Raw genomic sequence first — 24,133 nt, 5'->3', positions numbered from 1 at the left:
TCAGCGCTTTGCCCTTACGCTGAGGCGCAAAGGAGAACAGCATGAGCGAATTGCATCCACACGAAGACCAGCACTGGGCCGATTTGTTGTCGCCGCGCCGGCGCAGCGTGCTGCGCGGCGGCGGCCTGATGGCGGCGTTTGCCGCTTCCAGCGTGGCCGGCGGCGCGCTGGCGGCCGACGGCAAGAGCCCCTGGGGCTACGACACCTGGAAGGAAGCCACCACGCGCCCGGCCAGCGTGCGGCCGGGCGAGCAGGTGCTGCCCGCCAAGCCGCGGCCCTACACCGACATCAAGAGCTACCACGCCCACATCTATTTTGACGAGGACAACTTCCACAAGGCGGCGCTGCTGCACAAGTGGGCGGCGGAGCGCTTCGTCATCGAGCTGGGCAACTGGAACCTGGCGCCGCGCGGCCCGCATGTGACGCCGTCGTTCTACTTCGGCTTCAGCAACGAGCAGCTGCACGTGATCGTGCCGTGGCTGCAGTTGAACAGCCTGGGCCTGACCATCCTGATCCATCCGAACACCGACGACCCGCGCGCCGACCACCTGTACTACACGCTGTGGGTCAACCGTTCGCAGCCGGTCAACGCCTACGCCATGCAGAAGCCCGGCCCCGGCGAACCGGCGGTCGAGCAGATTTTTCCCAACACCAGGCCGACGGTCAAGCTGGAGAGCTAGCGCGCGGCCGGGTAACTGGCTTAATATCGATCCTGATGACGGTTGAGTTCGGGGTGGATGATGCGCATGATGTACTGTTTGTCCATATTGCTGCTGCGCGCGGGCCTGGCGTGCGCGGCGCCGGACCTGCCTGCGCTGAAGATCTACGGCATGGACAGCAAGCCGGTCAGCTATGCCGAGGCCGGCCAGCCGGCCGGCATGGCGGTCGAACTGGCGCACCGCATCCAGGACCGGCTGGGCCGGCGCGACGCCATCGATATCGTGCCCTGGGTGCGCGCCCAGACGCTGGCCGAGTCCGGCCCCAATGTGATGCTGCTGACGGTGGTGCGCACGCCGGAGCGTGAGCGGCAGATGCAATTCGTCGGCCCCATCTTCACGACGCGCATGGTGGCCTATGCGGTCAAGGGGCGCCTGGCCGAACTGCAGCGCCTCGATCCCAGCCTGTACAAGCTGCACGCCGGCGCGCGGCGCGGCAGCATCTTCGCCAGCACGGCGCGCGGCCTGGGCTTCAACCTCACCGACGAAACCAATACCTCCGAGACCGCCGCCAAGATGCTGATGAGCCGCCGCTTCGACCTGTGGTTCGACGGCGAGGAGCTGATGCCGGGCGCCATGGAGCGCGCCGGCCACCGGCCGGACGAAGTCGAAGTGGTGCTGCGGCTGGGCACGGCCGAGGTGTATTTCGCCTTCTCCAATGGCACGCCGAAGGAGCTGGTCGATGCCTGGGCCGGCGCGCTGCGCGAGCTCAAGCGCGACGGCGGCTTTCAGAAAATCCAGCGCAAATGGCTGGCCCCGCTGCCCGAGCATTAGAAAACGTTCTCTAGTTTTGCCAACTACAATAAAATATTGGCAAAGCAATCTGGGGATAGTCACATGGCAAAGAAGTTGAAGCAGGACGGCGATCAGCAAACCGCCGAGGTGGTGCGCATGTCGTCGCAGGAGATCTGGCAGGCCGGCCTGAGCGCCTTCGCCAAGGCGCAGGAAGAGGAGGGCAAGTTTTTTTCGATGCAATTGTTCGAGGAGCGCGTGCTGCGCGCGCTGAGTTCGATCGGCGTGCCCACCGCCGAGGAGGTCGCGGCGCTGAACCGGCGCATCGACGAGCTGACCGAGCAGGTGGCTGCGTTGACCGGCAAGCCGGCGGCCTTCAAAAAACCGGCCGCGGCGAAGGCTGCGACCAAGCCTGCCGCCAAAAAGCCGGCCGCCGCCAAGGCCAAGGCCAAGCCCGCAGCCAAGCCGGCCGCCAAGCCTGCAAGCCGCGCGCGGAGCAAAACCGCCGCGAAATAGCCGCAGTTGGGCCTGCTTAGCCGCATCTTGCGGCATCAGGCCGGCATGTGCGCGTAAAAGCACGCACGGATGTTTCTAAGATCGACTCATCGGTGTTATGCTTGCAGGAGAATAAACAGAGGTTTCCTTGCTATGCTACAAAAAGCACCCCGCCGTACCCGCGAACGCATACTCGAACTGTCGCTGCGCTTGTTTAACGAATTCGGCGAACCCAATATCACCACCACGGTGATCGCCGAAGAGATGAATATCTCACCGGGGAATCTGTACTACCATTTCCGTAACAAGGACGACATCGTCAACTCGATCTTCGTCCAGTTCGAAGCCGAGATCGAACGCATCCTGACCGTGCCCAACGGCCGCCGCTCCAACATCGAGGACGTGTGGCTGTACCTGCACCTGATGTTCGAACTGATCTGGCGCTACCGCTTCTTCTACCGCGACCTGAACGACCTGCTGTCGCGCAACCGCAAGCTGGAGCTGCACTTCAAGCAAATCCTGGCGCACAAGATCAAGGTGGCCAAGCAGCTGTGCGAAGACTTGCGCAGTGAAAAATCGCTGGAAGCCTCCGACACCGCCATCGACGCCATGGCCACCAATATGGTGGTGGTGGCGACCTATTGGCTGTCCTACGAATACGTGCGCAATCCCCGCAAGTACAGCGAGCAGCAGTCCATGGCCGATGCGCTGGCGCGCGGCTGCTATCAGGTGCTGTCGCAGATCGGCCCGTATCTGCGCAACGAAACCAGTTTGCTGTTCCAGAAACTGTCCGAAGAATATCTGAAGAAGCTCAAGTAAGCTGACGGAGACTGCCATGGCGTGGAACCCCTTTCCGTATCCTGATCCCGCGTATCAGTACACGGCGGCCAGCCTGGAGGCGGCCTGGCCGCAGCTGCACAGCGGCGACCGGGAACCGTTCCCCAGCCACCCGTTGCTGGTGCAGGCGTGGATCGCTTTCCATGCCGGCGAGTTCGAGCGGGCCGCGCGGCTGGGGCTCGATGTGGGTGTGAACGGCTACTCGGTGGCGCACAAGGCCATCTGCATCTACGCCCATTACCTGGAGCGCAGTCCGCAGAAAAAGCTGGCCACCTTCGAGTGCGTGGCCGAGCGTTGCGAACGGCAGCAGCTGGAGCAGCCGGACAATCCGTCCGGCTACTACTGGCACGCCTACGCGCTGGGCCAGTATTCGCAGGGCATTTCGGTGGTCAAGGCGCTGGCGCAGGGCTTGGGCGCCAAGGTGCGCAACAGCCTCGACACGGCGATCCGGCTGGCGCCGCAGCGCGCCGACGCGCATATCGCGCTGGGGGTCTACCACGCCGAGATCCTCGACAAGGTGGGCGCCATGATCGGCGGCCTGACCTATGGCGTGAAAAAGGAAGAATGTTATAAACAGTTTGAAACCGCGCTGGCGCTGACGCCGGATTCGGCGATTGCCCGCGTACGCTATGCGCGGGCGATGATGATGTTGGAAGGTAAGAAGAAGCAGGCCGTCGCCATCGGCCTGTGCGAAGCGGCCGCCCGCTGCGCCATCCACGATGCGACCGAGCGCCTGGACACGGATGCGGCGAAACGAGAATTGGAAGAGGAAAAACAGTAGTGAAAGCGATTTGCGTATATTGTGGCGCCAATGCCGGCGTCAGTCCCGTGTATGCCGAGGCGGCCCGCGCCCTGGGCCGCGCCCTGGTGGAAAGTAATCTGTCGCTGGTCTATGGCGGCGGCAATGTCGGCCTGATGGGCACCATCGCCGACGAAGTGCTGCGCGTGGGCGGCGAGGTGACGGGCGTGATCCCGACCGCGCTGGTCGAGCGCGAAGTGGGCCACACCGGCCTGACGCGCCAGTTCATCGTCAAGGACATGCACGAACGCAAGGCCATGATGGCCAGCCTGGCCGACGGCTTCATCGCCATGCCCGGCGGCATGGGCACGCTGGAGGAATTGTTCGAGATGCTGACCTGGTCGCAGCTGGGCATCCACGCCAAGCCCATCGGCCTGTTGAACGTGGACGGTTTCTATGACGGCTTGAACGGCTTCATCCAGCACGCCAGCGCGCAGGGCTTCATCCGTCCGCAGCATGCGGCGCTGATGATGTCCTCGCCCGATCCCCAGGCGTTGTTGCAGCTATTAAAGGCCTAAGCATGGCGGGCGGGACGTCATCCCGCCGCATGCTGTTTGCCGTGCTGGCGGCCGCCTTTGCGGTGCGGCCGGCAGCGGCGGCGGACGCCATCACCGTGGTGGCTCCGGACTTCTGGTGTCCGTTCAGCTGCAAGGCCGGCGCGGCGCAGGAGGGCTTCACCGTCGACATCCTGCGGGCCATCTTCAAGCCGCTGGGCCGGCAGGTCCGCTACGAAAATCTCAACTATGCCCGTGCCCTGGTGGCCGTGCGCGCCGGCCGCTACAACGCCGCGTCGCCCGCCTACAAGGACGAGGCGCCGGATTTCATCTTCCCGTCCACGCCCATCTCGCGCAACCGCTACTGCTTCTACACCGCGCCGGACAGCCGCTGGCAGTACAAGCACGCCGCCTCGCTGGCCGGTCAGCGCGTGGGCATCGTCCAGGGCTACACCTACGGCAAGGAAATCGACCAGGCCGTCGCGCAAGGGCTGGCGGCGTTCGAACTCAATTACGGCGAGGATCTGGGCTACCGGCTGGCGCGCAAGCTCATGCTGGGCCGCCTGGACAGCTTTATCGAGGATGAAAACGTGGTCAGCTACATGATGGCCAGGCATGCCGATGTGCGGCTGCGCCAGGCGGGCTGCGCGCCGGTGAGCTATTCGTATTTCGCCTTGTCGCCGGCACTGGCGGAATCGAAGACGCTGGCGAAAGAGTTCGACGAGGGCATCGCCAGGCTGCACGAGTCCGGGCAGCTGGAGCGCATCCTCAAGCCCTACGGCCTGCGCGACTGGATGGGGCAGTACCGCAGGGGACAGTGAATCAGCTCCACAGCTTGGCGCCTGTGCTATCCAGATGGGTCAGGTACAGGCGCAGGTCGAACTCATACTGGTGATAGTTCGGTTCCATGTAGGTGCACAGCTTGTAGAAGGCCTTGTCGTGCTGCTTTTCCTTCACGTGGGCCAGCTCGTGGACGGCGATCATGGTGAGGAATTCCTGCGGCACTTCCTTGAACATGGTGGCCACGCGGATTTCGTGCTTGGCCTTGAGCTTGCCGCCCTGCACGCGCGAGATCGAGGTGTGCAAGCCCAGCGCGTGGTTGATCACATGGATCTTGCTGTCGTACTCGACCTTGTTGATCGGCTCGGCGTTGCGCAAATGTTCATTTTTCAATTCTTGCACATACTGGTAAAGTGCCTTGTCGGTACGCACGTCGTGCGCCTTGCTGTAGCGCTTGAGCAGCACTTCGCCCAGCCGGTTCTGGGACAGGAGTTGCGATACTTGTTGCTGGGTTTGCTCGGAATAGGCGCTGAGGTACTTCAGGGAGGACATGTTGGGCACGGCTGGAAAGAATCGAGGCGTGAATGTACCACACCCGGCCGTCCCGCTCATCGTTGAAAGGAGATGCACATGCAGGTAACACGTATCGTCACCAATATCGCCACCGCCGACACCGAGGCGGCCAAGGCGTTTTATAGCGGCGTGCTCGGGCTGTCGGTGGTCATGGACCACGGCTGGATCGTCACGCTGGCCGGGGCGGGGGAGATGGTGCCGCAGATTAGTTTTGCGTCCGAAGGCGGATCGGGCACGCCGGTGCCGGACCTGTCGATCGAGGTGGACGACCTGGACGAGGTGCACCGCCGCCTGGTCGCCGCCCGCGTGCCGCTGGAATACGGCCCGGCCAGCGAACCCTGGGGCGTGCGGCGGCTGTTCGTGCGCGATCCGTTCGGACGGCTGCTCAATATCCTGATGCACGACTAGCCGAGCTGCTCGGTGATCGAGCGGGTTTTCGCGGTCATCGTGGTGCCGGTGTGCAGCGTGGCTTTTTTCTCGATCAGCATGATCAGGCATTCCTGCTCCGCGACCGGGTTGTGGCGCACGCCCTTCGGCACAACATAAGCCTGGCCTTCATCCAGCTCCACCGCGCCGTCTTCCATTTCAATGCGCAGCCGGCCCTTCAGGATGAAGAACAGTTCGTCTTCGGCGTCATGGCTGTGCCAGGCCAGCGAGCCGAATACTTTGGCGACCTTGATGTAGCTGTCGTCCAGCTCGGCGATGACGCGTGGCGACCAGTGCTCGGACAGTGCGGCGGCGCTGGCGGCGGGAGTTACGGGAAGATTCATGATGGCTCCGGTGGTGGTGGGGGAGCCGTCATTCTGGACAGTTCCGCGCTCGGAGTCTTGAACGTTTGTGCGGCCGGCCGGAATTGAAATAATCGCATCCTCACAGCGAATCGGCGACGACCTTGGCCCACTGCTCGAAGGATTCCGCGGGCCAGTTGTTGTCCACGCGCAGGCGCGTGACGTCATATCGCTGCGGGGTGCCGCCGAACCAGTTGTGCCATTCAACCTTGCCGTCTACCGGCACTTTGGCCAACGGCAGGTCGAACTCCTTGATGATGAATTCGGTCCCGGGAGGGAAGTCCGACCATGCGGGAATACCTGTTGATTTCATACTTCTCCTTTGAAAGCGTTATTGGCGCCGGTTCAGGCGCAGCCAGCGGCCAGGCGAGATGCCGTAGGCGGCGACGAAATGGCGGGTCAGATGCGGCTGGTCGGCAAAGCCGGCGTGGACGGCGCTGTCGGCCAGCGGCATGCCGTTCAACATCAATTGGCGCGCAAGCTCCAGGCGGCGCAGCGTCACATAGCGGTGCGGGCTGGTGCCGAAATAACTGCGGAAGTCGCGCGACAGGCTCCAGCGGTCGCGGCCGCCGGCCTGCGCCAGCTGCTCCAGCGTCAGCGGCGAGAGCAGGGCGTCGTGGATGTATTCGCGGGCGCGCTGGGCGGCCAGGAAGTCGCCGCCCGGCAGGTCCGGCTGGCCCGCCACCTGGCGCAGCGCGGTGGCGATGTCGACCAGCGCGTCATCGCGCTCCAGCGAGCCGGCCGGGGCGTCGAAGTTCGACAGCAGCCCGCGCGCCGCCCTGACCAGCCTGCCGTCGGCCGACACGCCGCCGTCGACAAACGGCAACGGCGCACCGCCCAGCACCTGTTGCAGCAAGGACGGCGCCAGATAGGCGATGCGATAGTGGAAGCCGGCGTCGGTGCCGGCCTGGCCGTCGTGGACTTCGTCCGGATGCAGCACCAGGGCCTGCCCCGACAGGCTGTGCCGCATCGACGAGCGGTAGCGGAACGACTGCACGCCGGCCATGGTCAGGCCGATGGCGTAGCTGTCGTGGCGGTGCGGCCCATAGGCGGCGCCCTGGAAGAAGGCTTCGACCAGATCTACGCCCTCGGCCTGATGGCCGCGCCGCAGCCAGTCCGCGGCTGGGCGGGAATTGCCCATGTTGATTCCTTTCATATTCCCTGTGCTGAAGACTATGTATATCACGTATATCCGGATGCATAGCGCCGTCATCCGCCTTGCGCTATATAATCGAGTTTATTGCGTGTTCATTACTTAAAGGGAATAACGATGCGTGGATTGAAACTTGGCGTGATGGCGGTACTGGCAGCGATGGGCGCAACGGCGTCTGCGGCGGAGATCACGGTGTCGGCCGCGGCCAGCCTGACCAATGCGTTCAAGGAAATCGGCGCCGCCTACGAGAAGGAGCATGCGGGCGACAAGGTGCAGTTCAACTTCGCCGCGTCCGATCCGCTGGTGCAGCAGATCGCCAAGGGCGCTCCGGTCGACGTGTTCGCCTCCGCCGACCAGGATGCGATGGACAAGGCCGACAGCCTGAAGCTGCTGGCCGCCGGCAGCCGCAAGAACTTCGCCAGCAACAGCCTGGTGCTGATCGCGCCGCTCGCCGCCACCTTGCCGATCAAGGGCATCGCCGATTTGCAGCAGGCCGCCGTCACCCGCGTGACGATGGGCAATCCGGCCAGCGTGCCGGTGGGCCGCTACACCAAGCATGCGCTGGAACAGGCCAAGCTGTGGGCCGCCGTCGAGCCGAAAGCCATCTACGGCACTTCCGTGCGCCAGAGCCTCGATTACGTGGCGCGCGGCGAAGTCGATGCCGGCTTCGTCTACGCCACCGACGCCGCCGTGATGAAGGACAAGGTCAAGGTCATCGCCACCGTGCCGACCGACACCCCGGTCAGCTATCCGATCGCCGTGATCACGGCCGGCCCGCAAGCCGCGGCCGGCCGCCAGTTCGCCGACTACGTGCTGTCGGGCAGCGGCCAGGCGATCCTGGCCAAGTACGGTTTCGGCCGCCCGTAAGCGGTGGACGGTTTTCTCGCCGAACCGGCATGGATCGCGCTGCGGCTGTCGCTGAAGGTGGCGTGCTGGGCGACCCTGCTGGACCTGGTGTTCGGCGTGGCGCTGGGCTATCTGCTGGCGCGCAAGCGCTTTCCGGGGCGCGAGCTGCTGGATGCGCTGCTGACCTTGCCGATGGTGATGCCGCCGACCGTGCTCGGCTACTACCTGCTGGTGGTGATCGGCCGCCACGGCCCGCTCGGCGCCTGGCTGCAGCAGACGTTCGGCATCAACCTGATCTTCACCTGGCAGGCGGCGGTGATCGCGGCGGCGGTGGTGGCGTTTCCGCTGGTGCTCAAGGGAGCGCGGGCGGCGTTTGAAACGGTCGATACGCAGCTGGAGCAGGCCGCGAAGGTGCTGGGCATTTCGCCGTTCGGCGTGTTCCTGCGCGTGACGCTGCCGCTGGCCTGGCGCGGCGTGCTGGGCGGCACCTTGCTGGCGTTCGCGCGCTCGATGGGCGAGTTCGGCGCGACGCTGATGGTGGCCGGCAGCATCCCCGGCAAGACGCAGACCTTGTCGATCGCCGTGTACGAGGCCGTGCAGGCGGGGCAGGACGATACCGCCAACCTGCTGGTGCTGATTACTTCCGTGGTCTGCATCGTGGTGCTGGTCGCCGCGAACAAACTGACGCCCAACCGCAATCCGCAGGCTTGACCATGCAAATACAGATCGACATCTGCAAGACCCTGCGCTCCGGCGCGCGCACCTTCTCGCTGCGGGCGCGGTTGGCGTCGGCCAGCCAGCGCATCGTCGTCTACGGCCCGTCCGGCGCCGGCAAGAGCATGCTGCTGAAGGCGGTGGCCGGGCTGATGACGCCCGACCATGGCCGCATCGAGGTCGCGGGCCGCTGTCTGTACGACAGCGTCGACGGCATCGACCTGGCGCCGCAGCGGCGCAAGCTGGCCTATCTGTTCCAGGACTACGCGCTGTTCCCCCATTTGAACGTGCGGCAGAACATCGCCTTCGGCCTGCAGCGCGGCTGGCGCAATCCGCTGGCGCGGGTGGATGGCGAGGCGGTGCGCTACTGGCTGCAGGCGTTCGAGCTGGAGCATGTGGCGCAGCAGTTGCCGCATCAATTGTCCGGCGGCCAGCGGCAGCGGGTGGCGCTGGCGCGCGCGCTGGCGCCCGAACCGGCGGCGCTGCTGCTGGACGAGCCCTTCGCCGCGCTGGACCCGGCGCTGCGCCAGCGCATGCGGGCCGAGCTGGACACGCTGCAACGCCGGCTCGGCATACCGATGATACTGATCACGCACGACCCCGACGATGTGAACGCTTTCGGCGACCATGTGCTGCGCATGGAAAATGGTAGCATGGCCGACATCGAAAATCTGGAGCTTGTGGAACGCGATGAAGCCTGAAGAAAACGCCATGGAGTTGCAGGGCAATGTATGGCTGACCGTCGGCGGTCAGAAGCTGGGCGGGCAGGACCGCATGGCGCTGCTGGCGGCCATCGCCGAACACGGTTCGATCACGGCGGCGGCCAAGGCTGTCGGCCTGAGCTACAAGGGCGCGTGGGACGCGATCGAGGCGATGAACAACCTGGCCGGCGAGCCGCTGCTGGAACGCCTGGCCGGCGGCAAGGGCGGCGGCGGCACGCGCCTGACCGCGCGCGGCGCGCAGCTGGTGGAAAACTTCCGCAAGATCGATGAGGAGCACCGCAAGTTCGTGGCGCACCTGAGCAGCCAGTCGCACGCGCTGGCCGACGATTTTCTGTTGATACAAAGGATGAAGATGAAGACCAGCGCGCGCAACCAGTTCAGCGGCAAGGTCGTGGACTTGAAAGAGGGCGCGGTGAACGATGAGGTGACGCTGGAAATCGTCGGTGGCCAGCACATCGTCGCCACCATCACGCGCGACAGTTGCGACAGCCTGAGCCTGGTCGTCGGCGCCGAGGCGTTCGCGCTGGTCAAGGCGTCGTCGGTGATCGTGGTGACGGAGCTGGGCCATGCCCGGCTGTCGGCGCGCAACCAGCTGACCGGCAAGATCACGCGGGTGCAGGAGGGGGCGGTCAACACCGAGGTCAGCATCGAGCTGCCGGGCGGCGGCACGATCGCCGCCATCATCACCCGCGACAGCGGCGTCAAGCTGGAGCTGGCGGTGGGCATGGAAGCCACCGCGATCTTCAAGGCGTCCAGCGTGATCCTCGGCACGCCGGCCTGATCAGGCGTCCTGCTGGGCGAAGCGCGCCGGCGTGGTGCCCAGGATGCGGCGGAACAGCGCGATGAAGCTGCTGACGCTGTCATAACCCAGGCTCAGCGCCACGGTCGTCACCGAGGCGCCGCCGTTCAGCAATTCCATCCCCTTTTGCAGCCGCGCCACCTGGCGCCACTCCACCAGCGACATGCCGGTCTGGTGGCGGAAGTGGCGCGTCAGGCTGCGGCGCGACCAGCCCAGCTTGCCGGCCCAGTCGTCGAGGTCGGTTTCGTCGGCGGGGTTTTCCGCGATCGCCATCGCCATCGCCTGCAGTCTTGGATGGCTGGGCATGATCAGGTGTAGCGGCTCTTCCTCGGCCATGTGCATTTCATCGAGAAACACCGTCATCAGGCGCCGCCCTGCGGCGTCGGCCGGCATGCCGCCGGGCCAGGAGGACATGCGCTCCAGCAGCGATGCCGCCAGCGGCGACATCGACATCACCCGCGACTGCGCCGGCAGCTCCGCGCACAGCGACGGCGCCAGGTGGACGGTGTAGCCGGCCAGCCCGGGCTTGATCGAGTTGCCGTGGGCGCTGGCGCCGTGCGGCATATTCGGCGGTATCCAGCCCAGCCGGCCGCGCGGCAGCACCTGGCGCACGTCGCCAGCCTCGATCACGATCAGGCCCTGCATCGGGATGTACATCTGGCCTTCCGGATGATGGTGGACGTTCTTGATGCTGCTGGCGTTGCCGTCGGCGTGCTGCGCCGACACCAGGATGGGCATCTCGTCCGTCAGCCGCCTGTCGCCGTAGTAATTGTTGCCCATGGTTTTGGCCCGATTGCGATATCACTTGTCTGCCGCCAGTTAGTGAGCTTGTCAAATTACTGGCAATCTATGGCTTTAGTTTATAACAAGGAATCGGCATGACTGCAATCGATACGGACGAAGTGCTGGCGCTGCTGCGCGAGGCCGGCGCCGATTTGTGCGAGACCTTTTGGCAGGGCGTACCGGTGATCGAGGCGGACGAGATGGTGGCGGCATTCCGCCGCATCGACGGCCCCGCCAACGCCGGCCTGAAGCGGGCACTGGCCCGGCTGTACCCGGCCATCGGCTGGATGGAAGATGAACTGGGCGGCACCGAGGCAGAGGATGCCGAGACCGCCGCCATGGCCGAGCGCGGCGAGTACTGGATCTGCGACGCCATCGATGGCGCCGTGCAATTCCTGCGCGCGATTCCGAATTGGGCCATGTCGCTGACGCTGATGCGCGAAGGCGTGCCGGCCTTCACCGCCATTTTCGACGCGGTGCATGACGAGATGTTCCATGCCGCATGGGGCGAGGGCGCTTTCCGCAATGGCGAACGCATCCGTGTGAACGGCCGCAGCGCCCACTACCAGGGCATGTTCGCCACCAGCCAGCCGCCGTTTGCCGGCCGCGACCCGCGCGCCGTGCGCCAGGCCGGCGTCGCGTTGAGCGCGATGCTGCCGGACGTGGTGGCGGTGCGCAACCTGAGCGCAACCTCGCTGCAACTGGCCTATGTGGCGTGCGGCCGCATCGACGGATTCTGGGAATTCGGCGACGACGGCTTCAATTGCATAGGCGGCGCGCTGCTGGTGCGCGAGGCGGGCGGGCTGGCGACGCAGATCGACGGCAAGCCCTACCAGCTGGGCTCGCCCCACATCGCCGCCGCATCGCCCGGCGCGCATGCCTCCATGCTGCTGCGCTTGCAGGAAGCGCTGGCGGCATAGGCGGGCGGCGGGGGTGACGGCCGGATGGCCGTTCAGCGCTCGGCGGTTTTGCCGCCTTGCTGGCTGCCTCCCTTGGCCGTTTGTTCGGACACGGCTGCGCGCGCCGCAGCGTTTTTCTCGGCATTGGCGCGGGCTGCGGATTGCCGGCTTTCCCCGCCTTTGCGCCCGATCTGCGCCATGTGTTCGCGGTCGCGGCTGACCGCCTCGCCGCCTTTCTGGCCGGCGCGGCGCGCTTCTTCCGAATCGAATTCGTGGGCCGTGCCTTTTTGGTGCGCGGCTTGCCCGCCCTTGCTGGCGATGGCGCGTTGGGTTGCCTCGTCCATTGCCGCGAAGCCGCGTTTGGCCGTGCCCTTGGGCTTGGCTTGATCGTTACCTGAATTACTGGCCATAAAACCTCCTCATGAGTGTTATGAAATTCCGTCAGGATTCCCAGGGCAGCCCGCCGCAAAGCCGGCTGCTCTGTATGGTTAGAGGTGCAAGGTTGACGGAAGTTCCACGAACGTCGAGTCGGTCAATGGTGCATCTGGCTGGCCATCTGGTACCTGGACATCTGCTCGGCGGCGCGCGCGGTCTGTTCGGAGGCGGTATGCATGAATTCCTCCGCCATGCCGGTGGCGGCGCGGCGCACCGCCGGCATGTGGGTGGCCGCCGTTTGCGCCATGCTGGAATTGGCGCGGCTGAACAGCTCGGCCAGGTGCTGCTGGTAGTTTTGCAGCGCGGCGGCGCCCGGCGTCAGCTGCGCGCTGAAGGCGGCGCCCAGTTGCGCGGCGTCCTTGCTGGCCATCAGCCGCTGGGTGTTGCCGCCGATTTCGGCGATCAGGTCGCGGCCCAGTTGCATGTTCAGCTCGCTCAAGCCTTGCAGGGTTTCGAGTGCGCGCTGGGTCAGGTCGGTGGTCAGCGTAATCAGGATGTCGATGTGCGATCGGATCGCGGGGGTGATGAGTTGCGGGAGCATGGGTCTTCCTCGTCGGGATTCTTCAATGAAAAACGCCGGGCTTGCGGCCCGGCGGTGTGTGCAGCAGAAGAATAGACGCGGCGTGCGCCGGAAAGTTCCCTGGAATTTATTCGGCGGCCACCTGCAGCACCAGCTTGCCGAAGTTCTTCCCTTCGAACAGCATGTTCAACGCCTGCGGGAAATGCTCCAGGCCCTGCACGATGTCTTCCTTGCTCTTGACCTTGCCTTCCTTCATCCACTTGCCCAGCGCGGCGACGCCCAGGTGGTAGCGGTCGGCGTAGTCGAACACGACGATGCCTTCCATGCGCGCGCGGTTGACCAGCAGCGACAGGTAGTTGGCCGGACCCTTGACCGGCGTGGTGTTGTTGTACTGCGAGATGGCGCCGCAGATGACGATGCGCGCCTTCATGTTGATGCGGGTGAGCACGGTGTCGAGGATCTCGCCGCCGACGTTGTCGAAGTAGACGTCGACGCCGTTCGGGCAGTGTTCCTTCAGGCCGTCCTTGACCGAGCCGCCCTTGTAGTCGATGCAGGCGTCGAAGCCCAGCTGCTTGACCACGAAGTCGCACTTGTCCTTGCCGCCGGCGATGCCGACCACGCGGCAGCCCAGCTGCCTGGCCACCTGGCCGACGGTCTGGCCGACCGCGCCGGCCGCGCCGGACACCACCACGGTGTCGCCGGCCTTGGGCTGGCCCGATTCGATCAGGCCGAAGTAGGCCGTCATGCCGGGCATGCCCAGCGTGTTGAGGTAGGTGGGCAGCGGCGCCAGCTTGGCGTCGACCTTGCGGAAGCCATGGCGCTTGTCGCCGGCCGGGCCGACCCAGTAGCGCTGTACGCCGGTGCCGCCCTGCACATGGTCGCCGACCGCGAAGTCCGGCGACTTCGACGCCACCACCACGCCGACGCCGCCGGCCCGCATCACCTCGCCGATGCCGACCGGCGGGATGTAGGATTTGCCTTCGTTCATCCAGCCGCGCATGGCCGGATCGAGCGACAGGTACAACACTTTGACGACGACTTCGCCGTCGGCCGGCTCGCGCACCGGCTCGCTGACCTGCTGCCAGTCGCTGTCCTTGACCATGCCCACCGGACGGGCTGCCAGGCGGAATTGAAGATTTGTCTCGTTGATCGTCATTTTGTATCCTCAAAGAAGAGTGTGGCAGCCAATATAGCGTAAATTGAACGAGCGTGCTATTTTTACGGATGGTGGCCAGCCGTGCGACAATACCGGCCTTGTTAGACCTATAACGATGGTGGATATGAGCAATCCCGAATACATTTTGACACTCTCTTGCCTGGATCAGCGCGGAATCGTTCATCGCGTGTCGGGTTTCCTTGCCGAGCACGGCTGCAACATCATCGACTCGGCCCAGTTCGGCGACAGCGAATCGAAGCTGTTCTTCATGCGCGTGCATTTCGCGCTGGAAGACCGCACCATGAACGACGACCTGCTGCGCGCCGATTTCAGCCTGCTGGGCGCGGACATGAAGCTGGACTGGGAGCTGCGCGACGCCCACTACAAGCCGCGCGTGATGCTGATGGTGTCGAAGATCGGCCATTGCCTCAACGACCTGCTGTTCCGCTACAAGAGCGGTCTGCTGCCGGTGGAAATCCCGGCCATCGTGTCCAACCACATGGACTTCTACCAGCTGGCCGCCAGCTACAATATTCCGTTCCACCACCTGCCGCTGGCCACCGGCGCATCGCAGGAAGCCAAGCTGGCGCAGGAAGCCAAGGTCATCGAGCTGATGAACTCGCACAACATCGACCTGGTCGTGCTGGCGCGCTACATGCAGATCCTGTCGCCCGGCCTGTGCACGGCGCTGAAAGGGAAGGCGATCAATATCCACCATTCCTTCCTGCCGAGCTTCAAGGGCGCCAAGCCGTATGCGCAGGCGCACCACCGCGGCGTCAAGCTGATCGGCGCCACCGCCCACTTCGTCACCGGCGATCTGGATGAAGGCCCGATCATCGAGCAGGACGTCGAGCGCGTCGACCATTCGATGGATGCCGACACGCTGTCGGCCATCGGCCGCGACGTCGAGTGCGTGGTGCTGGCGCGCGCCGTCAAATGGTTTGTCGAACACCGCATTTTGCAGAACGGCGACAAGACTGTCGTCTTTAAATAACAGAATAAATTAGAAACGAAGAGATTCACCGATGGCCCTCAAAGCAACAATTTACAAAGCCGACTTGCAGATCGCGGACATGGACCGCAACTTCTACGAGACCCAGTCGCTGACCTTGGCGCGTCACCCGTCCGAAACCGACGAGCGCATGATGGTGCGCCTGATCGCCTTCGCGATCCACGCCAACGAAGCGCTGACGTTCACCAAGGGCCTGTTCGACGTCGAAGAACCGGACCTGTGGCAGAAGGACCTGACCGGCGCGATCCAGCTGTGGATCGAAGTGGGCCAGCCGGACGAGAAGGTGATCCTGAAGGCCAGCGGCCGTTCGGAGCACGTCTATGTCTACAGCTACGCCGCCACCAGCCACATCTGGTGGAAGGCCCTGGCCAACAAGGTCGAGCGCTGCAAGAACCTGACCGTGATCAACCTGGACGCCGACGCCACCGAGCAGCTGTCCAAGATGGCCCAGCGCAGCATGCAGCTGCAATGCACGATCCAGGACGGCCAGATCTGGCTGACCGACGGCACCACCACGGTGGAAGTCGGCCGCGAAACCTTCAAGGGCGAGCGCTGATCCAAGGTTGCTATAATCGGTCGATGAAAAAAATTCTCTACGCATTGCTGCTGGCGGCGCCGCTGGCGTCGGCCCAGGTCGAAGTACGCGACGCCTGGATACGCGCCACCGTGCCGTCGGCCAAGTCCACCGGCGTGTTCATGCAGCTCAAGTCCGCGCAGGGTGGGCAACTGGTGGAGGTGCGCTCCGGCGTGGCGGGCGTGGCGGAGATCCATCAGATGCAGATGGATGGCCAGATGATGAAGATGCACGCCGTGCCGTCGTTGGAACTGCCGGCCGGGAAAATGGTGGACCTGGCCTCCGGCGGCTATCACGTGATGCTGATGGATCTGAAGCGGCAGTTGAAGGAAGGCGAGACCGTGCCGGTCACGCTGGTGATCCGCAAGAAGGGCAAGCAGACTGAAACCATCGCCGTCGACGTGACGGTCAAACCGCTGACGTACACACCACCGAAAGGGCAGTGATGAAAACGACTTCCTCCATGCTGGCGCTGGTTTTCTCTGCTGCGATGCTGGCGCCTGCGGCGCAGGCGCATGTGACGCTGGAACAAAGCACCGGCCTGGCGGGCAGTTTTCAGAAGCTGAGCTTCCGCGTCGGCCACGGCTGCGATGGCACCGCCACCAAGGGCTTGACCGTGTCGCTGCCGGAAGGCGCGACCAACGCCAAGCCCATGCCCAAGGCGGGCTGGAAGATCAACGTCGGCACCAGCGGCGGCGTGCAGGAAATCAGCTGGAAGGGCGGCCCGCTGCCGGACGCCTATTTCGACGAGTTCGTCGTGCAGGTCAAGCTGAGTTCGCAGCCGGGCAAGTTGTACTTCCGCGTCGTGCAGCAGTGCGACAAGGTCAGCGTGGCCTGGGACGAGATCCCCGGCGACAGCGCCGTCAAACTGAAGGCGCCGGCACCGGTGCTGGAAGTGCTGCCGGCGCCGTCCGGCACGGACCTGCGCCAGCATTGATCCAGGCCGCGCGGCTTATTTGACGACCGCGCCGCCCTTCATTACCCACTGGACGCTTTCCAGCGTCTTCACATCTTTTAACGGCTCGCCGTCGACCGCGATCAGGTCGGCGAACTTGCCCGCTTCGATAGTGCCCACCTTGTCGGTCCAGCCCAGCAGCTCGCTGGCGTTGAGCGTGGCTGCGCGGATCGCCTGGATCGGCGTCATGCCCAGCTTGACCAGGGTGCCGAACTCGCGCGCGTTCAAGCCGTGCGGGTAGACGCCGGCGTCGGTGCCGAAAGCGACTGGCACGCCGGCCTTGATGGCGCGGGCGATGTTCAGGCGCGCGGTCGGCAACACCACCTTGGCTTTTTCCAGCAGCGGTGGCGGCAGCTTGATTGCCTCGGCGTTGTCGATCAGCCAGTCGCCCAGGTAGACGGTCGGCACCAGCCAGGTCTTGTGCTCCTTCATCAGCTTGATGCCTTCGTCGTCGATGTAGGAGCCGTGTTCGATTGAGTCGATGCCGGCCAGTACCGCCAGCTTGATGCCGTCGCCGCCATGCGCGTGGGCGGCGGCTTTGCGGCCAAGGCGGTGGGCGTCGCTGATGATGGCCTTCAATTCTTCCTGCGTGTATTGCGAAGTGCGCGGGTCGTCGCCGAAGGACAGCACGCCGCCGGTGGCGCAGATCTTGATGACGTCGGCGCCGTACTTGATGTTGCGGCGCGTGACTTTGAGCGCTTCGGCGGCGCCGTCGGCCACGCCGAGTGCGGTCTGCTTGTATTCGGGCGCGTGCATGGTGTCGTCGCAGTGGCCGCCGGTGATGCTCAGCGGCGGGCCGGAGGCGGCAATGCGCGGGCCGGGCACGTCGCCGTCGTTGATGGCGTCGCGCAGGCCGATGTCGGCATAGCCGTCGGCGCCGACGTCGCGCACGGTGGTGAAGCCGGCTTGCAACGTCAGGCGGGCGTTCTTGGCGCCGGTCAGCGTGCTGCGGGGGATGGATTTGGCGATGATGGAATAGCCGGCGTCCTGCGGGTCGCCGGTCAGGTGGGTGTGCATGTCGATCAGGCCGGGCAGCAGGGTCTTGTTGCCGAGGTCGATGACCTGGGCGCCGGCCGGGATCGCCAGCTTGCTGCCGGCGGCGGTGATGCGTTCGCCGCTGACCAGCACCACGGCGTTGTCGATCAGCGCGCCGCTGCGCACGTCGAGCATGTGGGCGGCTTTGATGGCGGTGATGGCGGTCGGGGCGGTGTCGGCGGTGGAGGCGGCGCTGGCGGTGGAGCAGGCCAGCAGCAATAGCGGCAGCGCGAAGGCGCGGCGGATGGACATGGCGATGACGTTCAAGCGGATCTCCTTGTTGTGGTTGTTGTAGTCGCGCCGGATTGATGCGGGCCAAACCGCGCCCGCCTAGGCTACCCGCGTCTTCAGGCGAACGCTACAATTTTTTGGATGAACACCCGCAGCGACACGCTATACCGCCAACTCTTCGCGCATCCCGAGATCGTGCGGGATTTGCTGGCCGGTTTTTTGCCGGCCGGCTGGGCCAGGTCGCTGGAGGTCGGCGCCTTCGAGCGCGTCAATGCCAGCTATGCCAGCGACTGCGGCAAGCAGCCACCAGGACATGGTGTGGCGGGCCAAGGTTGGCGGGGAGTGGGAGAGTATGAAAGCGCCGGATGTCGCAATGGCTTGTGACAGCCTGACGCGCTGGGTATGCACGATCTTGCAGGAAGAATTTGACGAAGCTAATATGAACTCAGGGGAGGAGCCAGTGATGCTATTTAACCGGCGATTCAAGACCTATGAAGCCTTGCTGGAATATGAGGCCGTCAAGCGTGGCCGCCTCAAGGGGCTGAAAGAGGGGCGGCGCAAAGGGTTGAGGCAGGGAATGCAACAAGGCATACAACAAGGCATGCAACAAGGCATGCAACAAGGACGGGTGGAGGGGCTGCAGCAGGCGCTGCATGCGCTGCTGGCCGGGCGTAACGCCACTCTGCCGGCTGAACTCGCAGAAAAAGTGGCCGGTGCCGACGCCGCCCAACTCAGCGCCTGGATCGAGGCGCTGGGTGACGGCCGCGATCCGGCCCAGGTCTTTACTGCGGCGTAGCGCCCAGCCGCTTGATCGTACCCGAACCCATCACGCTCTTGGTCAGCTGCGGATCGCCGTAGTAGGCGATGTCGCCGGAGCCGGCCACGCTCAGGTTCAGCGTCTGCCTGGCCCACACCGTCGCCTGGCCCGAGCCGCCGATGCTGACCGTCGCGTCGCGCGCCGCCAATTGGCCGGCCTGCACCCGCCCCGAACCGCCTATTGAGATCTGCAAGCGCTCGGTATTGCCGCTTGTCTTCAGATTGCCGCTGCCGCCCAGCGCGATCGCCACCGACTCGCTTTCCAGGTTGCGCGCATTGATCGAGCCCGAACCGCCCACGTCGAAGGTCAGGCTCTCGGCGCGCAGCTTGTCGACGTCGACCGAGCCGGAACCGGTCACGGCGATCTTCTCGATCGAGCGCGCCTGCACCACGATCTTCATCGTGCGCGACTCCAGGTTGACGTCCTTGCGCGTTGGCCGGATGCGCAGCGTGCCGTTGTCGACCACCGTCTCGATCAGCGCCTGCAGATTGTCGTCGGTCTCGATACTGATGCTCTCGGTATTGCCGATGCGGATCTCGACGTTGCCGCTGACGCTGGTCGCCAGCGAGGTGAAGTGGCCCAGTTCGCGGTTCTGCTTGACGATCTTGCCGCTGCCCTGCACGCGCTCGCCATGGAACCAGCTCAGCGGGCCGGCCCAGGCCACGCTGGCGGGCGCTGCGACGGCCAGCAGGCCGGCGGACAGGAACAGGGTGCGCAGGGCGCTGCGGATGGATGGTTTTGCCATGATGGTCTCCTCGTAATGGTTGGTACGGCTCTTGAGGTTGGATACTACGGACTCCACCGCGCGCACGGAACCCGGCTGCGACAGATTGCAGCAGCGGCGGAACAGAATGCAGCAGGCGGGGATGGGGCGGCACGCCCGGCGGCTGCCGGGCCGGCATGAGGTATCATTCGGGCTATCCCGCAACACCGCACGCTGCAACGCAGCACACATTGGACTTACATGCTGATCATCACCATCAAACAGGGCAAGGAAAAGAGCTTGCTGGCCGGCGACCCCTGGATTTACGCTTCCGCCGTCGAGCGCGTCGAAGGCCGGCCGCAGGAAAAGAACAAGCCCGGCGCCACCGCCACCGTGCAGACTTCGTCGCGCCAGTTCATCGGCCGCGCCGCCTACAACGCCAAGTCGCAGATCTGCGCCCGCATCTGGACCTACAAGGAAGACGAACCGGTCGACCACGCGCTGATCAAGCGCCGCGTCAAGGCCGCCATCGCCAAGCGCGCGGCCGCCGTGCGCGCCGCCGGCCCGAACGACCTGGTGCCGGTGGTGCGCGGCGACGAGGACGGCCTGTCCGGCCTGCTGGTCGACAGCTGGGGCGGCGTCCAGGGCTACCTGATCTGCCAGTTCCAGTCGGCCGGCGTCGACGCCTGGAAAGTGCCCATCGTGCAGGCGCTGCTGGCGGAAACCGGTTGTCCGAATGTCTACGAACGCTGCGACGACCTGGTCCGCAAGGGCGAGGGCTTGCCGATCTTCTACCGCGCGCTGGCCGGCGAGGAACCGCCCGACCACGTGCTGGTCACGGAAGGCAAGCAACGCTACAGCATGGACCTGCGCACCGGCTTCAAATATCCCAAGGTCCGCAGCTGAAAAAATTTCGGTACTGCAAGTTTTCTCTTATAATCGTCCGTGGAGCTTCACCGACCCCACGGAGATCAGAGTAGAGATGGAAAATTACCAGTCGTCGCAAATTCGTACCCTGACTTACATCGAAAACGAAGACCATCCGGTCTTCGGCACCCTTGTCGAGCAGATCCTGCATCTGCTCAATTCCAAGCTGATCTTCAGCGACATCCTGATCCACCAGAACAGCCCGCTGTTGCTGCGCCAGCCGAAAGGGCTGGTGGCGGTGACGGATTCGCCGATCACGCGCGAGGAGCTGCAGGAATTTTTCGAGGTGGTCGAGCCGAACTGGGCCGAACGCATCCAGGACCGCGCCTTCGACCGCGCGGTCGATTTGCACACGGCGCGCATCCGCGCCAACTGTTTCAGCTTCCAGGGCAAGAAGCGATTGGGCTGCGTGATCCGCCGCTTCCCCAAGGAACCGATGGCGCTCGGCCAGTTGGGCCTGCGCCAGGCCGAGCAGAACTTCGCCAAGCTCACCAGCGGACTGGTGCTGATCATCGGCGACACCTGCCAGGGCAAGTCGACCACCATCGCCGCCATGCTCGACGAGATCAACAAGCACCGGTCCGGCCACATCATCACCATTGAAGATCCGGTGGAAACGCTGATTCCGCAGCGCCAGTGCGTCATCACCCAGCGCGAAGTGGGCTTCGACGGCGACGTCGAGAGCTTCTACCTGGGGGCGCTGGACGCGCTGCGCGAACGGCCGGACGTGATCGTCATCGGCGAGATCCGCGACGCGCAGACGGCGCAGGAAGCGCTGGCGCTGGCCGAATCCGGCCCGCTGGTGCTGGCCTCGCTGCATGCGCGCTCGACCGAGCTGGGCTTGCAGAAGATGGTGCGCCTGCTGGGCAACGCCGAGCCGCAGTCGCAGGCGCTGGCGCACGCGCTGCGCGGCGTGCTGTGCCAGGCGCTGCTGCCGTCGGTGGACGGCGACCGCTACCACCTGGCCACCGAGTGCCTGACCTCGAATCCGGACGTGGTCAACATGATCGCCAGCGGCCAGGTGTCGGCGCTGCGCAACTGGATGGAAACCAGGCCGGGCGAGGGCTGTCACACGATGAACGCTTCGCTGCGCGCGTTGCTGGCTGCCGGCAAGGTCAGCGTGGATGATGCCCGCAACGCCACCACCGACCGCATCGGCTTTGCCGAGCACTACTAAGACAATGAAATATAAACTGTTTTTATTCGACCTGGACGATACCCTGCTGGACTTCAGGGCGTCCGAAAAGCTTTCCTTCGTCCGCACCATGCAGGCGCTGGGCCTGCGCGATGGCGTGGACGGGATTTTCCAGCAGTACCAGGCAATCAATGTGGAGTTGTGGCGTCGCTTCGAGACTGGCGATGTGACCAAGGATTTCCTGAAGGTGGAGCGCTTCCGCAAGACCTTCGAGGCGAATGGCATCGAGCTGGACCCGGAGGCGGCAAGCAGCCTGTATCTGGAGTCGCTGCCGGACACCGTGGTCCTGATCGATGGCGCCAGGCAGGTGTGCGAGACGCTGTCCGCCATGGGCGAGGTGGGCATCATCACCAACGGTGTCGAAGCCATCCAGAACCGCCGCATCGCCAGCTCGGGGCTGGCCGGGTACATTTCCTTTGTCGCCACGTCCGAAGCGTGCGGCTACGCCAAGCCTGATGTGCGCTTCTTCGAATATGCCGCAAAAATGGCCAGGCCGTTTGCCAAGGAAGAAGCGATCATCGTCGGCGACCGGCTGGACGCCGACATCCTGGGCGCCAACCGGTATGGCATCGAAAGCTGCTGGTTCAATCCCGATGGCCTGGACAACGCATCGGCAGCGCTGCCCGACTACGAGGTGGCCAGCCTGAACGACATCGCGCCCCTGCTCAATCGTCGACTGCCTCAATGCCCTGTAACCTGAGTTTCTCGACGTGGTCCTTCATCGCCTGAAGCACTTCGGGCGCATGCCCCTGCCAATCCTTGACCTCGCCGACAACCCGTAGCGCCTCGCGCGAGCGGTAGGACTTGGTCGGGTTGCCGGGGAATTTTTTGTCCGTCAGATTCGGGTCGTCCATGATCGGGCCGGTCGGCTCCACGATATAGATCCTGCCGGGCGCGTCGCCCTGCGCCAGCTCAGCGCCCCAGGTCGCCGCCTCCAGCGTGGCGGACAGATACACATGATTGGCCTTGCGCCTGCTGCCATAGTTGGATGCGTAGCCCGGCTCGATCAGATCGCCTTCCTTCAGGTCGGCACGAGTGCCGTGGTAGTACTCCATGAATACCTCCTAATGCTAATGCCGGGGTCAAGTCTGACATTCGGACACGAGCGCTACCGTAGTCCTCACTACAGCAGCGTCTGTGTCCAAATGTCAGACTTGACCCCAGGGTTTAATCCAGCGGAATCGCGCGATAGCGGTTGACGTCGTTGCCGTTGACCGGCGGCGCGTTGTTGCCCCAGGCGCTGCGCAGGTAGGACACCACTTGCGCCACTTCCGTATCGTTCAGCACATGGCCGAACGGCGGCATGCCGTAGGGACGGGGATTGCCTGCCGTGCCGGGTGCAAAGCCGCCGTTGAGCACGATGCGGATCGGGTTGACCGCCTGCTCCATCGTCAGCGCGCGGTTGCCTGCCAGCGGCGGATAGCCGGGCGGCAGGCCGCCACCGCCGGCGCCGTGGCAATCCGCGCAGTGCTTCTCGTACAGCTTGGCGCCTGCGGCCAGATAGGCCGCCGCTTCCGCGCCCTTGTCGCGCTCGAATTCGGATTTCTTGCCGTCACCCGGCAAGGCTTTCAGGTAGACCGCCATCGCGTTGATGTCGCTGTCGCTCAGGTATTGCAGGCTTTGCTGCACCACTTCCGCCATCGGCCCGAACACGGTCGCGCGCGGCGATACGCCGGTCTTCAGCAACTGCGCGATGTGCGGCTGCATCCATTCTCCCAGCCCGGCCTCGGCGCCGGAATTGAGCGACGGCGCATACCAGCCCAGCACCGGTATCAGGCCGCCGGACAAGCCTTCGCCATCGGTCGCGCCCAGCGTGTTGCGCGCGCTGTGGCAGGCGCTGCAATGGCCCAGGCCTTGCACCAGGTAGGCGCCGCGATTCCAGTCCACCGACTGTTTCGTGTCTTCGCGGAACACGGCGGGCTTGAAGTACAGCGCGCGCCATCCGGCCAGCATGAATTGCCGGTTGTAGGGGAAGCGCAAGGTATGCGCCTGGTTGGCCTGCGACACCGCCGGCACCGATTGGAAATAGGCGTACAGCGCATCGGCATCGTCACGCGTGATGCGGGTGTAGTTGGTGTAGGGGAAGGCCGGATACAGCAGGCGGCCGTCTTTGGACTTGCCGTTGTGTAGCGCGCGCCAGAAGTCGTCGGAACTCCAGCTGCCGATGCCGGTCGCCTGGTCCGACGTGATGTTGGGCGAGATGACGTTGCCGAACGGCGTAGGCAGCGCGCGGCCGCCGGCGTATTGCGCGCCGCCGCGCACGGTGTGGCAGGCCATGCAGTCGCCGGCCTTGGCGAGGTAGGCGCCGCGCGCGACTTTCTCGGCCGGCGCCAGTTTGGCGGTGACGGTGGGCGCCGGGCCGGTATCGTCGGAACTCCCGAACAGCACGAGCAACAGGCCGGCCGCCAGCAGCGCGATAACGGTATAAATAATTTTCTTCATG

General features: G+C 64.7%; 34 protein-coding genes. 22 read left to right on the top strand and 12 right to left on the bottom strand.

Annotation, left to right across the window (positions count from 1 at the left end):
- Positions 1-41 precede the first annotated feature (41 nt).
- From DUGA2_RS12960 to DUGA2_RS12930, 7 genes are all read left to right on the top strand, one after another.
- Positions 42-680 carry a DOPA 4,5-dioxygenase family protein gene (locus tag DUGA2_RS12960; RefSeq protein WP_070269651.1) on the top strand — a complete coding sequence of 213 codons (639 nt, stop codon included), beginning with the start codon at positions 42-44 and terminating at the stop codon, positions 678-680.
- A 66-nt stretch (positions 681-746) separates the two neighbouring features.
- The gene (locus tag DUGA2_RS12955; RefSeq protein WP_229214679.1) at positions 747-1,490 is read left to right on the top strand and encodes an ABC transporter substrate-binding protein; all 744 of its coding nucleotides are present in this window, start codon (positions 747-749) and stop codon (positions 1,488-1,490) included.
- A gap of 63 nt (positions 1,491-1,553) precedes the next feature.
- On the top strand, positions 1,554-1,964 hold the full coding sequence (locus tag DUGA2_RS12950) for a phasin family protein (RefSeq protein ID WP_070269649.1): 411 nt from the start codon (positions 1,554-1,556) through the stop codon (positions 1,962-1,964).
- Between the two features lie 132 nt (positions 1,965-2,096).
- On the top strand, positions 2,097-2,762 hold the full coding sequence (locus tag DUGA2_RS12945; protein ID WP_008446927.1) for a TetR/AcrR family transcriptional regulator: 666 nt from the start codon (positions 2,097-2,099) through the stop codon (positions 2,760-2,762).
- A gap of 16 nt (positions 2,763-2,778) precedes the next feature.
- Entirely contained in the window at positions 2,779-3,561 is a 783-nt protein-coding gene (locus tag DUGA2_RS12940; RefSeq protein WP_070269648.1) for a hypothetical protein, read from the top strand.
- Positions 3,561-4,097, top strand: a complete 537-nt coding sequence (locus tag DUGA2_RS12935; protein ID WP_070269647.1) for a TIGR00730 family Rossman fold protein — start codon at positions 3,561-3,563, stop codon at positions 4,095-4,097. Before DUGA2_RS12940 ends, DUGA2_RS12935 begins: the two co-directional genes overlap by 1 nt.
- Positions 4,098-4,099: 2 nt before the next feature.
- Positions 4,100-4,894: an ABC transporter substrate-binding protein gene (locus DUGA2_RS12930; protein WP_070269646.1), complete on the top strand. Its 795-nt coding sequence runs from the start codon at positions 4,100-4,102 to the stop codon at positions 4,892-4,894.
- 1 nt (position 4,895) lies between these two features.
- On the opposite strand, the gene DUGA2_RS12925 is transcribed toward DUGA2_RS12930, so the two are convergent.
- Positions 4,896-5,405: a YgjP-like metallopeptidase domain-containing protein gene (locus DUGA2_RS12925; RefSeq protein WP_070269645.1), complete on the bottom strand. Its 510-nt coding sequence runs from the start codon at positions 5,403-5,405 to the stop codon at positions 4,896-4,898.
- 78 nt (positions 5,406-5,483) lie between these two features.
- Here DUGA2_RS12925 and DUGA2_RS12920 point away from each other — a divergent pair, with 78 nt between their 5' ends.
- On the top strand, positions 5,484-5,834 hold the full coding sequence (locus DUGA2_RS12920; RefSeq protein ID WP_008446934.1) for a VOC family protein: 351 nt from the start codon (positions 5,484-5,486) through the stop codon (positions 5,832-5,834).
- Here DUGA2_RS12920 and DUGA2_RS12915 read toward each other — a convergent pair.
- The 3 genes from DUGA2_RS12915 to DUGA2_RS12905 form a co-directional block, all read right to left on the bottom strand.
- On the bottom strand, positions 5,831-6,196 hold the full coding sequence (locus DUGA2_RS12915) for a cupin domain-containing protein (protein WP_070269644.1): 366 nt from the start codon (positions 6,194-6,196) through the stop codon (positions 5,831-5,833). The genes DUGA2_RS12920 and DUGA2_RS12915 overlap by 4 nt on opposite strands.
- A 100-nt stretch (positions 6,197-6,296) precedes the next feature.
- Positions 6,297-6,527 (bottom strand): hypothetical protein, encoded by a 231-nt coding sequence (locus tag DUGA2_RS12910; protein WP_070269643.1) that lies wholly within the window; start codon positions 6,525-6,527, stop codon positions 6,297-6,299.
- Between the two features lie 18 nt (positions 6,528-6,545).
- Positions 6,546-7,355 (bottom strand): AraC family transcriptional regulator, encoded by an 810-nt coding sequence (locus DUGA2_RS12905; RefSeq protein ID WP_070269642.1) that lies wholly within the window; start codon positions 7,353-7,355, stop codon positions 6,546-6,548.
- A gap of 129 nt (positions 7,356-7,484) precedes the next feature.
- Here DUGA2_RS12905 and modA point away from each other — a divergent pair, with 129 nt between their 5' ends.
- From modA to DUGA2_RS12885, 4 genes are read left to right on the top strand one after another with little or no spacing between them, the layout of a single operon-like run.
- Positions 7,485-8,234, top strand: coding sequence for a molybdate ABC transporter substrate-binding protein (gene modA / locus DUGA2_RS12900; protein WP_070269641.1), 750 nt, complete (start codon positions 7,485-7,487; stop codon positions 8,232-8,234).
- A 3-nt stretch (positions 8,235-8,237) separates the two neighbouring features.
- Positions 8,238-8,924, top strand: a complete 687-nt coding sequence (modB, locus tag DUGA2_RS12895) for a molybdate ABC transporter permease subunit (protein WP_070269640.1) — start codon at positions 8,238-8,240, stop codon at positions 8,922-8,924.
- Positions 8,925-8,926: 2 nt separating this feature from the next.
- Positions 8,927-9,628, top strand: a complete 702-nt coding sequence (locus DUGA2_RS12890) for an ABC transporter ATP-binding protein (protein WP_070269639.1) — start codon at positions 8,927-8,929, stop codon at positions 9,626-9,628.
- A complete protein-coding gene (locus DUGA2_RS12885; protein WP_070269638.1) occupies positions 9,618-10,430 on the top strand; it encodes a TOBE domain-containing protein in 813 nt (270 codons plus the stop codon). Before DUGA2_RS12890 ends, DUGA2_RS12885 begins: the two co-directional genes overlap by 11 nt.
- Here DUGA2_RS12885 and DUGA2_RS12880 read toward each other — a convergent pair whose 3' ends face one another.
- On the bottom strand, positions 10,431-11,228 hold the full coding sequence (locus DUGA2_RS12880) for an AraC family transcriptional regulator (protein ID WP_070269637.1): 798 nt from the start codon (positions 11,226-11,228) through the stop codon (positions 10,431-10,433).
- 98 nt (positions 11,229-11,326) lie between these two features.
- Between DUGA2_RS12880 and DUGA2_RS12875 the strand changes: the two genes are divergently transcribed.
- On the top strand, positions 11,327-12,151 hold the full coding sequence (locus DUGA2_RS12875) for an inositol monophosphatase family protein (RefSeq protein WP_070269636.1): 825 nt from the start codon (positions 11,327-11,329) through the stop codon (positions 12,149-12,151).
- 32 nt (positions 12,152-12,183) lie between these two features.
- On the opposite strand, the gene DUGA2_RS12870 is transcribed toward DUGA2_RS12875, so the two are convergent.
- From DUGA2_RS12870 to DUGA2_RS12860, 3 genes are all read right to left on the bottom strand, one after another.
- The gene (locus DUGA2_RS12870) at positions 12,184-12,540 is read right to left on the bottom strand and encodes a KGG domain-containing protein (RefSeq protein WP_070269635.1); all 357 of its coding nucleotides are present in this window, start codon (positions 12,538-12,540) and stop codon (positions 12,184-12,186) included.
- Positions 12,541-12,662: 122 nt separating this feature from the next.
- Positions 12,663-13,106, bottom strand: coding sequence for a TIGR01841 family phasin (phaP, locus tag DUGA2_RS12865; RefSeq protein WP_070269634.1), 444 nt, complete (start codon positions 13,104-13,106; stop codon positions 12,663-12,665).
- A 106-nt stretch (positions 13,107-13,212) separates the two neighbouring features.
- Positions 13,213-14,241: an NADP-dependent oxidoreductase gene (locus DUGA2_RS12860; protein WP_070269633.1), complete on the bottom strand. Its 1,029-nt coding sequence runs from the start codon at positions 14,239-14,241 to the stop codon at positions 13,213-13,215.
- 124 nt (positions 14,242-14,365) lie between these two features.
- Between DUGA2_RS12860 and purU the strand changes: the two genes are divergently transcribed.
- From purU to DUGA2_RS12840, 4 genes are read left to right on the top strand one after another with little or no spacing between them, the layout of a single operon-like run.
- Positions 14,366-15,235: a formyltetrahydrofolate deformylase gene (purU, locus tag DUGA2_RS12855; protein ID WP_070269687.1), complete on the top strand. Its 870-nt coding sequence runs from the start codon at positions 14,366-14,368 to the stop codon at positions 15,233-15,235.
- 31 nt (positions 15,236-15,266) lie between these two features.
- Positions 15,267-15,809, top strand: a complete 543-nt coding sequence (locus DUGA2_RS12850; RefSeq protein ID WP_008446962.1) for a YaeQ family protein — start codon at positions 15,267-15,269, stop codon at positions 15,807-15,809.
- Positions 15,810-15,832: 23 nt separating this feature from the next.
- Positions 15,833-16,273, top strand: coding sequence for a copper chaperone PCu(A)C (locus tag DUGA2_RS12845; protein WP_070269632.1), 441 nt, complete (start codon positions 15,833-15,835; stop codon positions 16,271-16,273).
- Complete coding sequence (locus tag DUGA2_RS12840) at positions 16,273-16,764, top strand: YcnI family protein (RefSeq protein ID WP_083296308.1); 492 nt, start codon at positions 16,273-16,275, stop codon at positions 16,762-16,764. The genes DUGA2_RS12845 and DUGA2_RS12840 overlap by 1 nt, the downstream gene beginning before the upstream one ends.
- Before the next feature lie 15 nt (positions 16,765-16,779).
- Here DUGA2_RS12840 and DUGA2_RS12835 read toward each other — a convergent pair whose 3' ends face one another.
- The gene (locus DUGA2_RS12835) at positions 16,780-18,084 is read right to left on the bottom strand and encodes an amidohydrolase family protein (protein ID WP_070269630.1); all 1,305 of its coding nucleotides are present in this window, start codon (positions 18,082-18,084) and stop codon (positions 16,780-16,782) included.
- 105 nt (positions 18,085-18,189) lie between these two features.
- On the opposite strand from DUGA2_RS12835, the gene DUGA2_RS34470 reads away from it, so the two are divergent.
- Positions 18,190-18,432, top strand: coding sequence for an Rpn family recombination-promoting nuclease/putative transposase (locus DUGA2_RS34470; protein WP_229214678.1), 243 nt, complete (start codon positions 18,190-18,192; stop codon positions 18,430-18,432).
- Positions 18,401-18,844, top strand: coding sequence for a hypothetical protein (locus DUGA2_RS12830; protein WP_229214677.1), 444 nt, complete (start codon positions 18,401-18,403; stop codon positions 18,842-18,844). Before DUGA2_RS34470 ends, DUGA2_RS12830 begins: the two co-directional genes overlap by 32 nt.
- Here DUGA2_RS12830 and DUGA2_RS12825 read toward each other — a convergent pair.
- Positions 18,831-19,610, bottom strand: coding sequence for a head GIN domain-containing protein (locus DUGA2_RS12825; protein ID WP_070269629.1), 780 nt, complete (start codon positions 19,608-19,610; stop codon positions 18,831-18,833). The genes DUGA2_RS12830 and DUGA2_RS12825 overlap by 14 nt on opposite strands.
- A gap of 219 nt (positions 19,611-19,829) precedes the next feature.
- Between DUGA2_RS12825 and DUGA2_RS12820 the strand changes: the two genes are divergently transcribed.
- From DUGA2_RS12820 to DUGA2_RS12810, 3 genes are all read left to right on the top strand, one after another.
- Positions 19,830-20,474, top strand: coding sequence for a hypothetical protein (locus tag DUGA2_RS12820; RefSeq protein ID WP_008446972.1), 645 nt, complete (start codon positions 19,830-19,832; stop codon positions 20,472-20,474).
- 76 nt (positions 20,475-20,550) lie between these two features.
- Positions 20,551-21,672 carry a type IV pilus twitching motility protein PilT gene (locus DUGA2_RS12815; RefSeq protein WP_070269628.1) on the top strand — a complete coding sequence of 374 codons (1,122 nt, stop codon included), beginning with the start codon at positions 20,551-20,553 and terminating at the stop codon, positions 21,670-21,672.
- Between the two features lie 4 nt (positions 21,673-21,676).
- Positions 21,677-22,390, top strand: a complete 714-nt coding sequence (locus DUGA2_RS12810) for a YjjG family noncanonical pyrimidine nucleotidase (protein WP_070269627.1) — start codon at positions 21,677-21,679, stop codon at positions 22,388-22,390.
- Here DUGA2_RS12810 and arr read toward each other — a convergent pair.
- Entirely contained in the window at positions 22,356-22,745 is a 390-nt protein-coding gene (gene arr, locus DUGA2_RS12805) for an NAD(+)--rifampin ADP-ribosyltransferase (protein WP_070269626.1), read from the bottom strand. The genes DUGA2_RS12810 and arr overlap by 35 nt on opposite strands.
- Before the next feature lie 112 nt (positions 22,746-22,857).
- Positions 22,858-24,132, bottom strand: a complete 1,275-nt coding sequence (locus tag DUGA2_RS12800; protein ID WP_070269625.1) for a cytochrome c — start codon at positions 24,130-24,132, stop codon at positions 22,858-22,860.
- Position 24,133 lies beyond the last annotated feature (1 nt).

The organism is Duganella sp. HH101 (assembly GCF_001758795.1).
GTDB lineage: Bacteria > Pseudomonadota > Gammaproteobacteria > Burkholderiales > Burkholderiaceae_D > Rugamonas > Rugamonas rivuli.
Note: the sequence above shows the minus strand (reverse complement) of the source record. Positions and strands in the feature narration are given on the sequence as shown.

Excerpts from the sequence above, each read along its gene's own strand:
- DUGA2_RS12960 (WP_070269651.1), top strand. The coding sequence starts at position 42 with ATGAGCGAATTGCATCCACACGAAGACCAGCACTGGGCCGATTTGTTG.
- DUGA2_RS12955 (WP_229214679.1), top strand. The coding sequence starts at position 747 with ATGATGTACTGTTTGTCCATATTGCTGCTGCGCGCGGGCCTGGCGTGC.
- DUGA2_RS12950 (WP_070269649.1), top strand. The coding sequence starts at position 1,554 with ATGGCAAAGAAGTTGAAGCAGGACGGCGATCAGCAAACCGCCGAGGTG.
- DUGA2_RS12945 (WP_008446927.1), top strand. The coding sequence starts at position 2,097 with ATGCTACAAAAAGCACCCCGCCGTACCCGCGAACGCATACTCGAACTG.
- DUGA2_RS12940 (WP_070269648.1), top strand. The coding sequence starts at position 2,779 with ATGGCGTGGAACCCCTTTCCGTATCCTGATCCCGCGTATCAGTACACG.
- DUGA2_RS12930 (WP_070269646.1), top strand. The coding sequence starts at position 4,100 with ATGGCGGGCGGGACGTCATCCCGCCGCATGCTGTTTGCCGTGCTGGCG.
- DUGA2_RS12925 (WP_070269645.1), bottom strand. The coding sequence starts at position 5,405 with ATGTCCTCCCTGAAGTACCTCAGCGCCTATTCCGAGCAAACCCAGCAA.
- DUGA2_RS12920 (WP_008446934.1), top strand. The coding sequence starts at position 5,484 with ATGCAGGTAACACGTATCGTCACCAATATCGCCACCGCCGACACCGAG.
- DUGA2_RS12915 (WP_070269644.1), bottom strand. The coding sequence starts at position 6,196 with ATGAATCTTCCCGTAACTCCCGCCGCCAGCGCCGCCGCACTGTCCGAG.
- DUGA2_RS12910 (WP_070269643.1), bottom strand. The coding sequence starts at position 6,527 with ATGAAATCAACAGGTATTCCCGCATGGTCGGACTTCCCTCCCGGGACC.
- DUGA2_RS12905 (WP_070269642.1), bottom strand. The coding sequence starts at position 7,355 with ATGGGCAATTCCCGCCCAGCCGCGGACTGGCTGCGGCGCGGCCATCAG.
- modA (WP_070269641.1), top strand. The coding sequence starts at position 7,485 with ATGCGTGGATTGAAACTTGGCGTGATGGCGGTACTGGCAGCGATGGGC.
- DUGA2_RS12890 (WP_070269639.1), top strand. The coding sequence starts at position 8,927 with ATGCAAATACAGATCGACATCTGCAAGACCCTGCGCTCCGGCGCGCGC.
- DUGA2_RS12885 (WP_070269638.1), top strand. The coding sequence starts at position 9,618 with ATGAAGCCTGAAGAAAACGCCATGGAGTTGCAGGGCAATGTATGGCTG.
- DUGA2_RS12880 (WP_070269637.1), bottom strand. The coding sequence starts at position 11,228 with ATGGGCAACAATTACTACGGCGACAGGCGGCTGACGGACGAGATGCCC.
- DUGA2_RS12875 (WP_070269636.1), top strand. The coding sequence starts at position 11,327 with ATGACTGCAATCGATACGGACGAAGTGCTGGCGCTGCTGCGCGAGGCC.
- DUGA2_RS12870 (WP_070269635.1), bottom strand. The coding sequence starts at position 12,540 with ATGGCCAGTAATTCAGGTAACGATCAAGCCAAGCCCAAGGGCACGGCC.
- phaP (WP_070269634.1), bottom strand. The coding sequence starts at position 13,106 with ATGCTCCCGCAACTCATCACCCCCGCGATCCGATCGCACATCGACATC.
- DUGA2_RS12860 (WP_070269633.1), bottom strand. The coding sequence starts at position 14,241 with ATGACGATCAACGAGACAAATCTTCAATTCCGCCTGGCAGCCCGTCCG.
- purU (WP_070269687.1), top strand. The coding sequence starts at position 14,366 with ATGAGCAATCCCGAATACATTTTGACACTCTCTTGCCTGGATCAGCGC.
- DUGA2_RS12850 (WP_008446962.1), top strand. The coding sequence starts at position 15,267 with ATGGCCCTCAAAGCAACAATTTACAAAGCCGACTTGCAGATCGCGGAC.
- DUGA2_RS12845 (WP_070269632.1), top strand. The coding sequence starts at position 15,833 with ATGAAAAAAATTCTCTACGCATTGCTGCTGGCGGCGCCGCTGGCGTCG.
- DUGA2_RS12840 (WP_083296308.1), top strand. The coding sequence starts at position 16,273 with ATGAAAACGACTTCCTCCATGCTGGCGCTGGTTTTCTCTGCTGCGATG.
- DUGA2_RS34470 (WP_229214678.1), top strand. The coding sequence starts at position 18,190 with ATGAACACCCGCAGCGACACGCTATACCGCCAACTCTTCGCGCATCCC.
- DUGA2_RS12830 (WP_229214677.1), top strand. The coding sequence starts at position 18,401 with ATGAAAGCGCCGGATGTCGCAATGGCTTGTGACAGCCTGACGCGCTGG.
- DUGA2_RS12825 (WP_070269629.1), bottom strand. The coding sequence starts at position 19,610 with ATGGCAAAACCATCCATCCGCAGCGCCCTGCGCACCCTGTTCCTGTCC.
- DUGA2_RS12820 (WP_008446972.1), top strand. The coding sequence starts at position 19,830 with ATGCTGATCATCACCATCAAACAGGGCAAGGAAAAGAGCTTGCTGGCC.
- DUGA2_RS12815 (WP_070269628.1), top strand. The coding sequence starts at position 20,551 with ATGGAAAATTACCAGTCGTCGCAAATTCGTACCCTGACTTACATCGAA.
- DUGA2_RS12810 (WP_070269627.1), top strand. The coding sequence starts at position 21,677 with ATGAAATATAAACTGTTTTTATTCGACCTGGACGATACCCTGCTGGAC.
- arr (WP_070269626.1), bottom strand. The coding sequence starts at position 22,745 with ATGGAGTACTACCACGGCACTCGTGCCGACCTGAAGGAAGGCGATCTG.
- DUGA2_RS12800 (WP_070269625.1), bottom strand. The coding sequence starts at position 24,132 with ATGAAGAAAATTATTTATACCGTTATCGCGCTGCTGGCGGCCGGCCTG.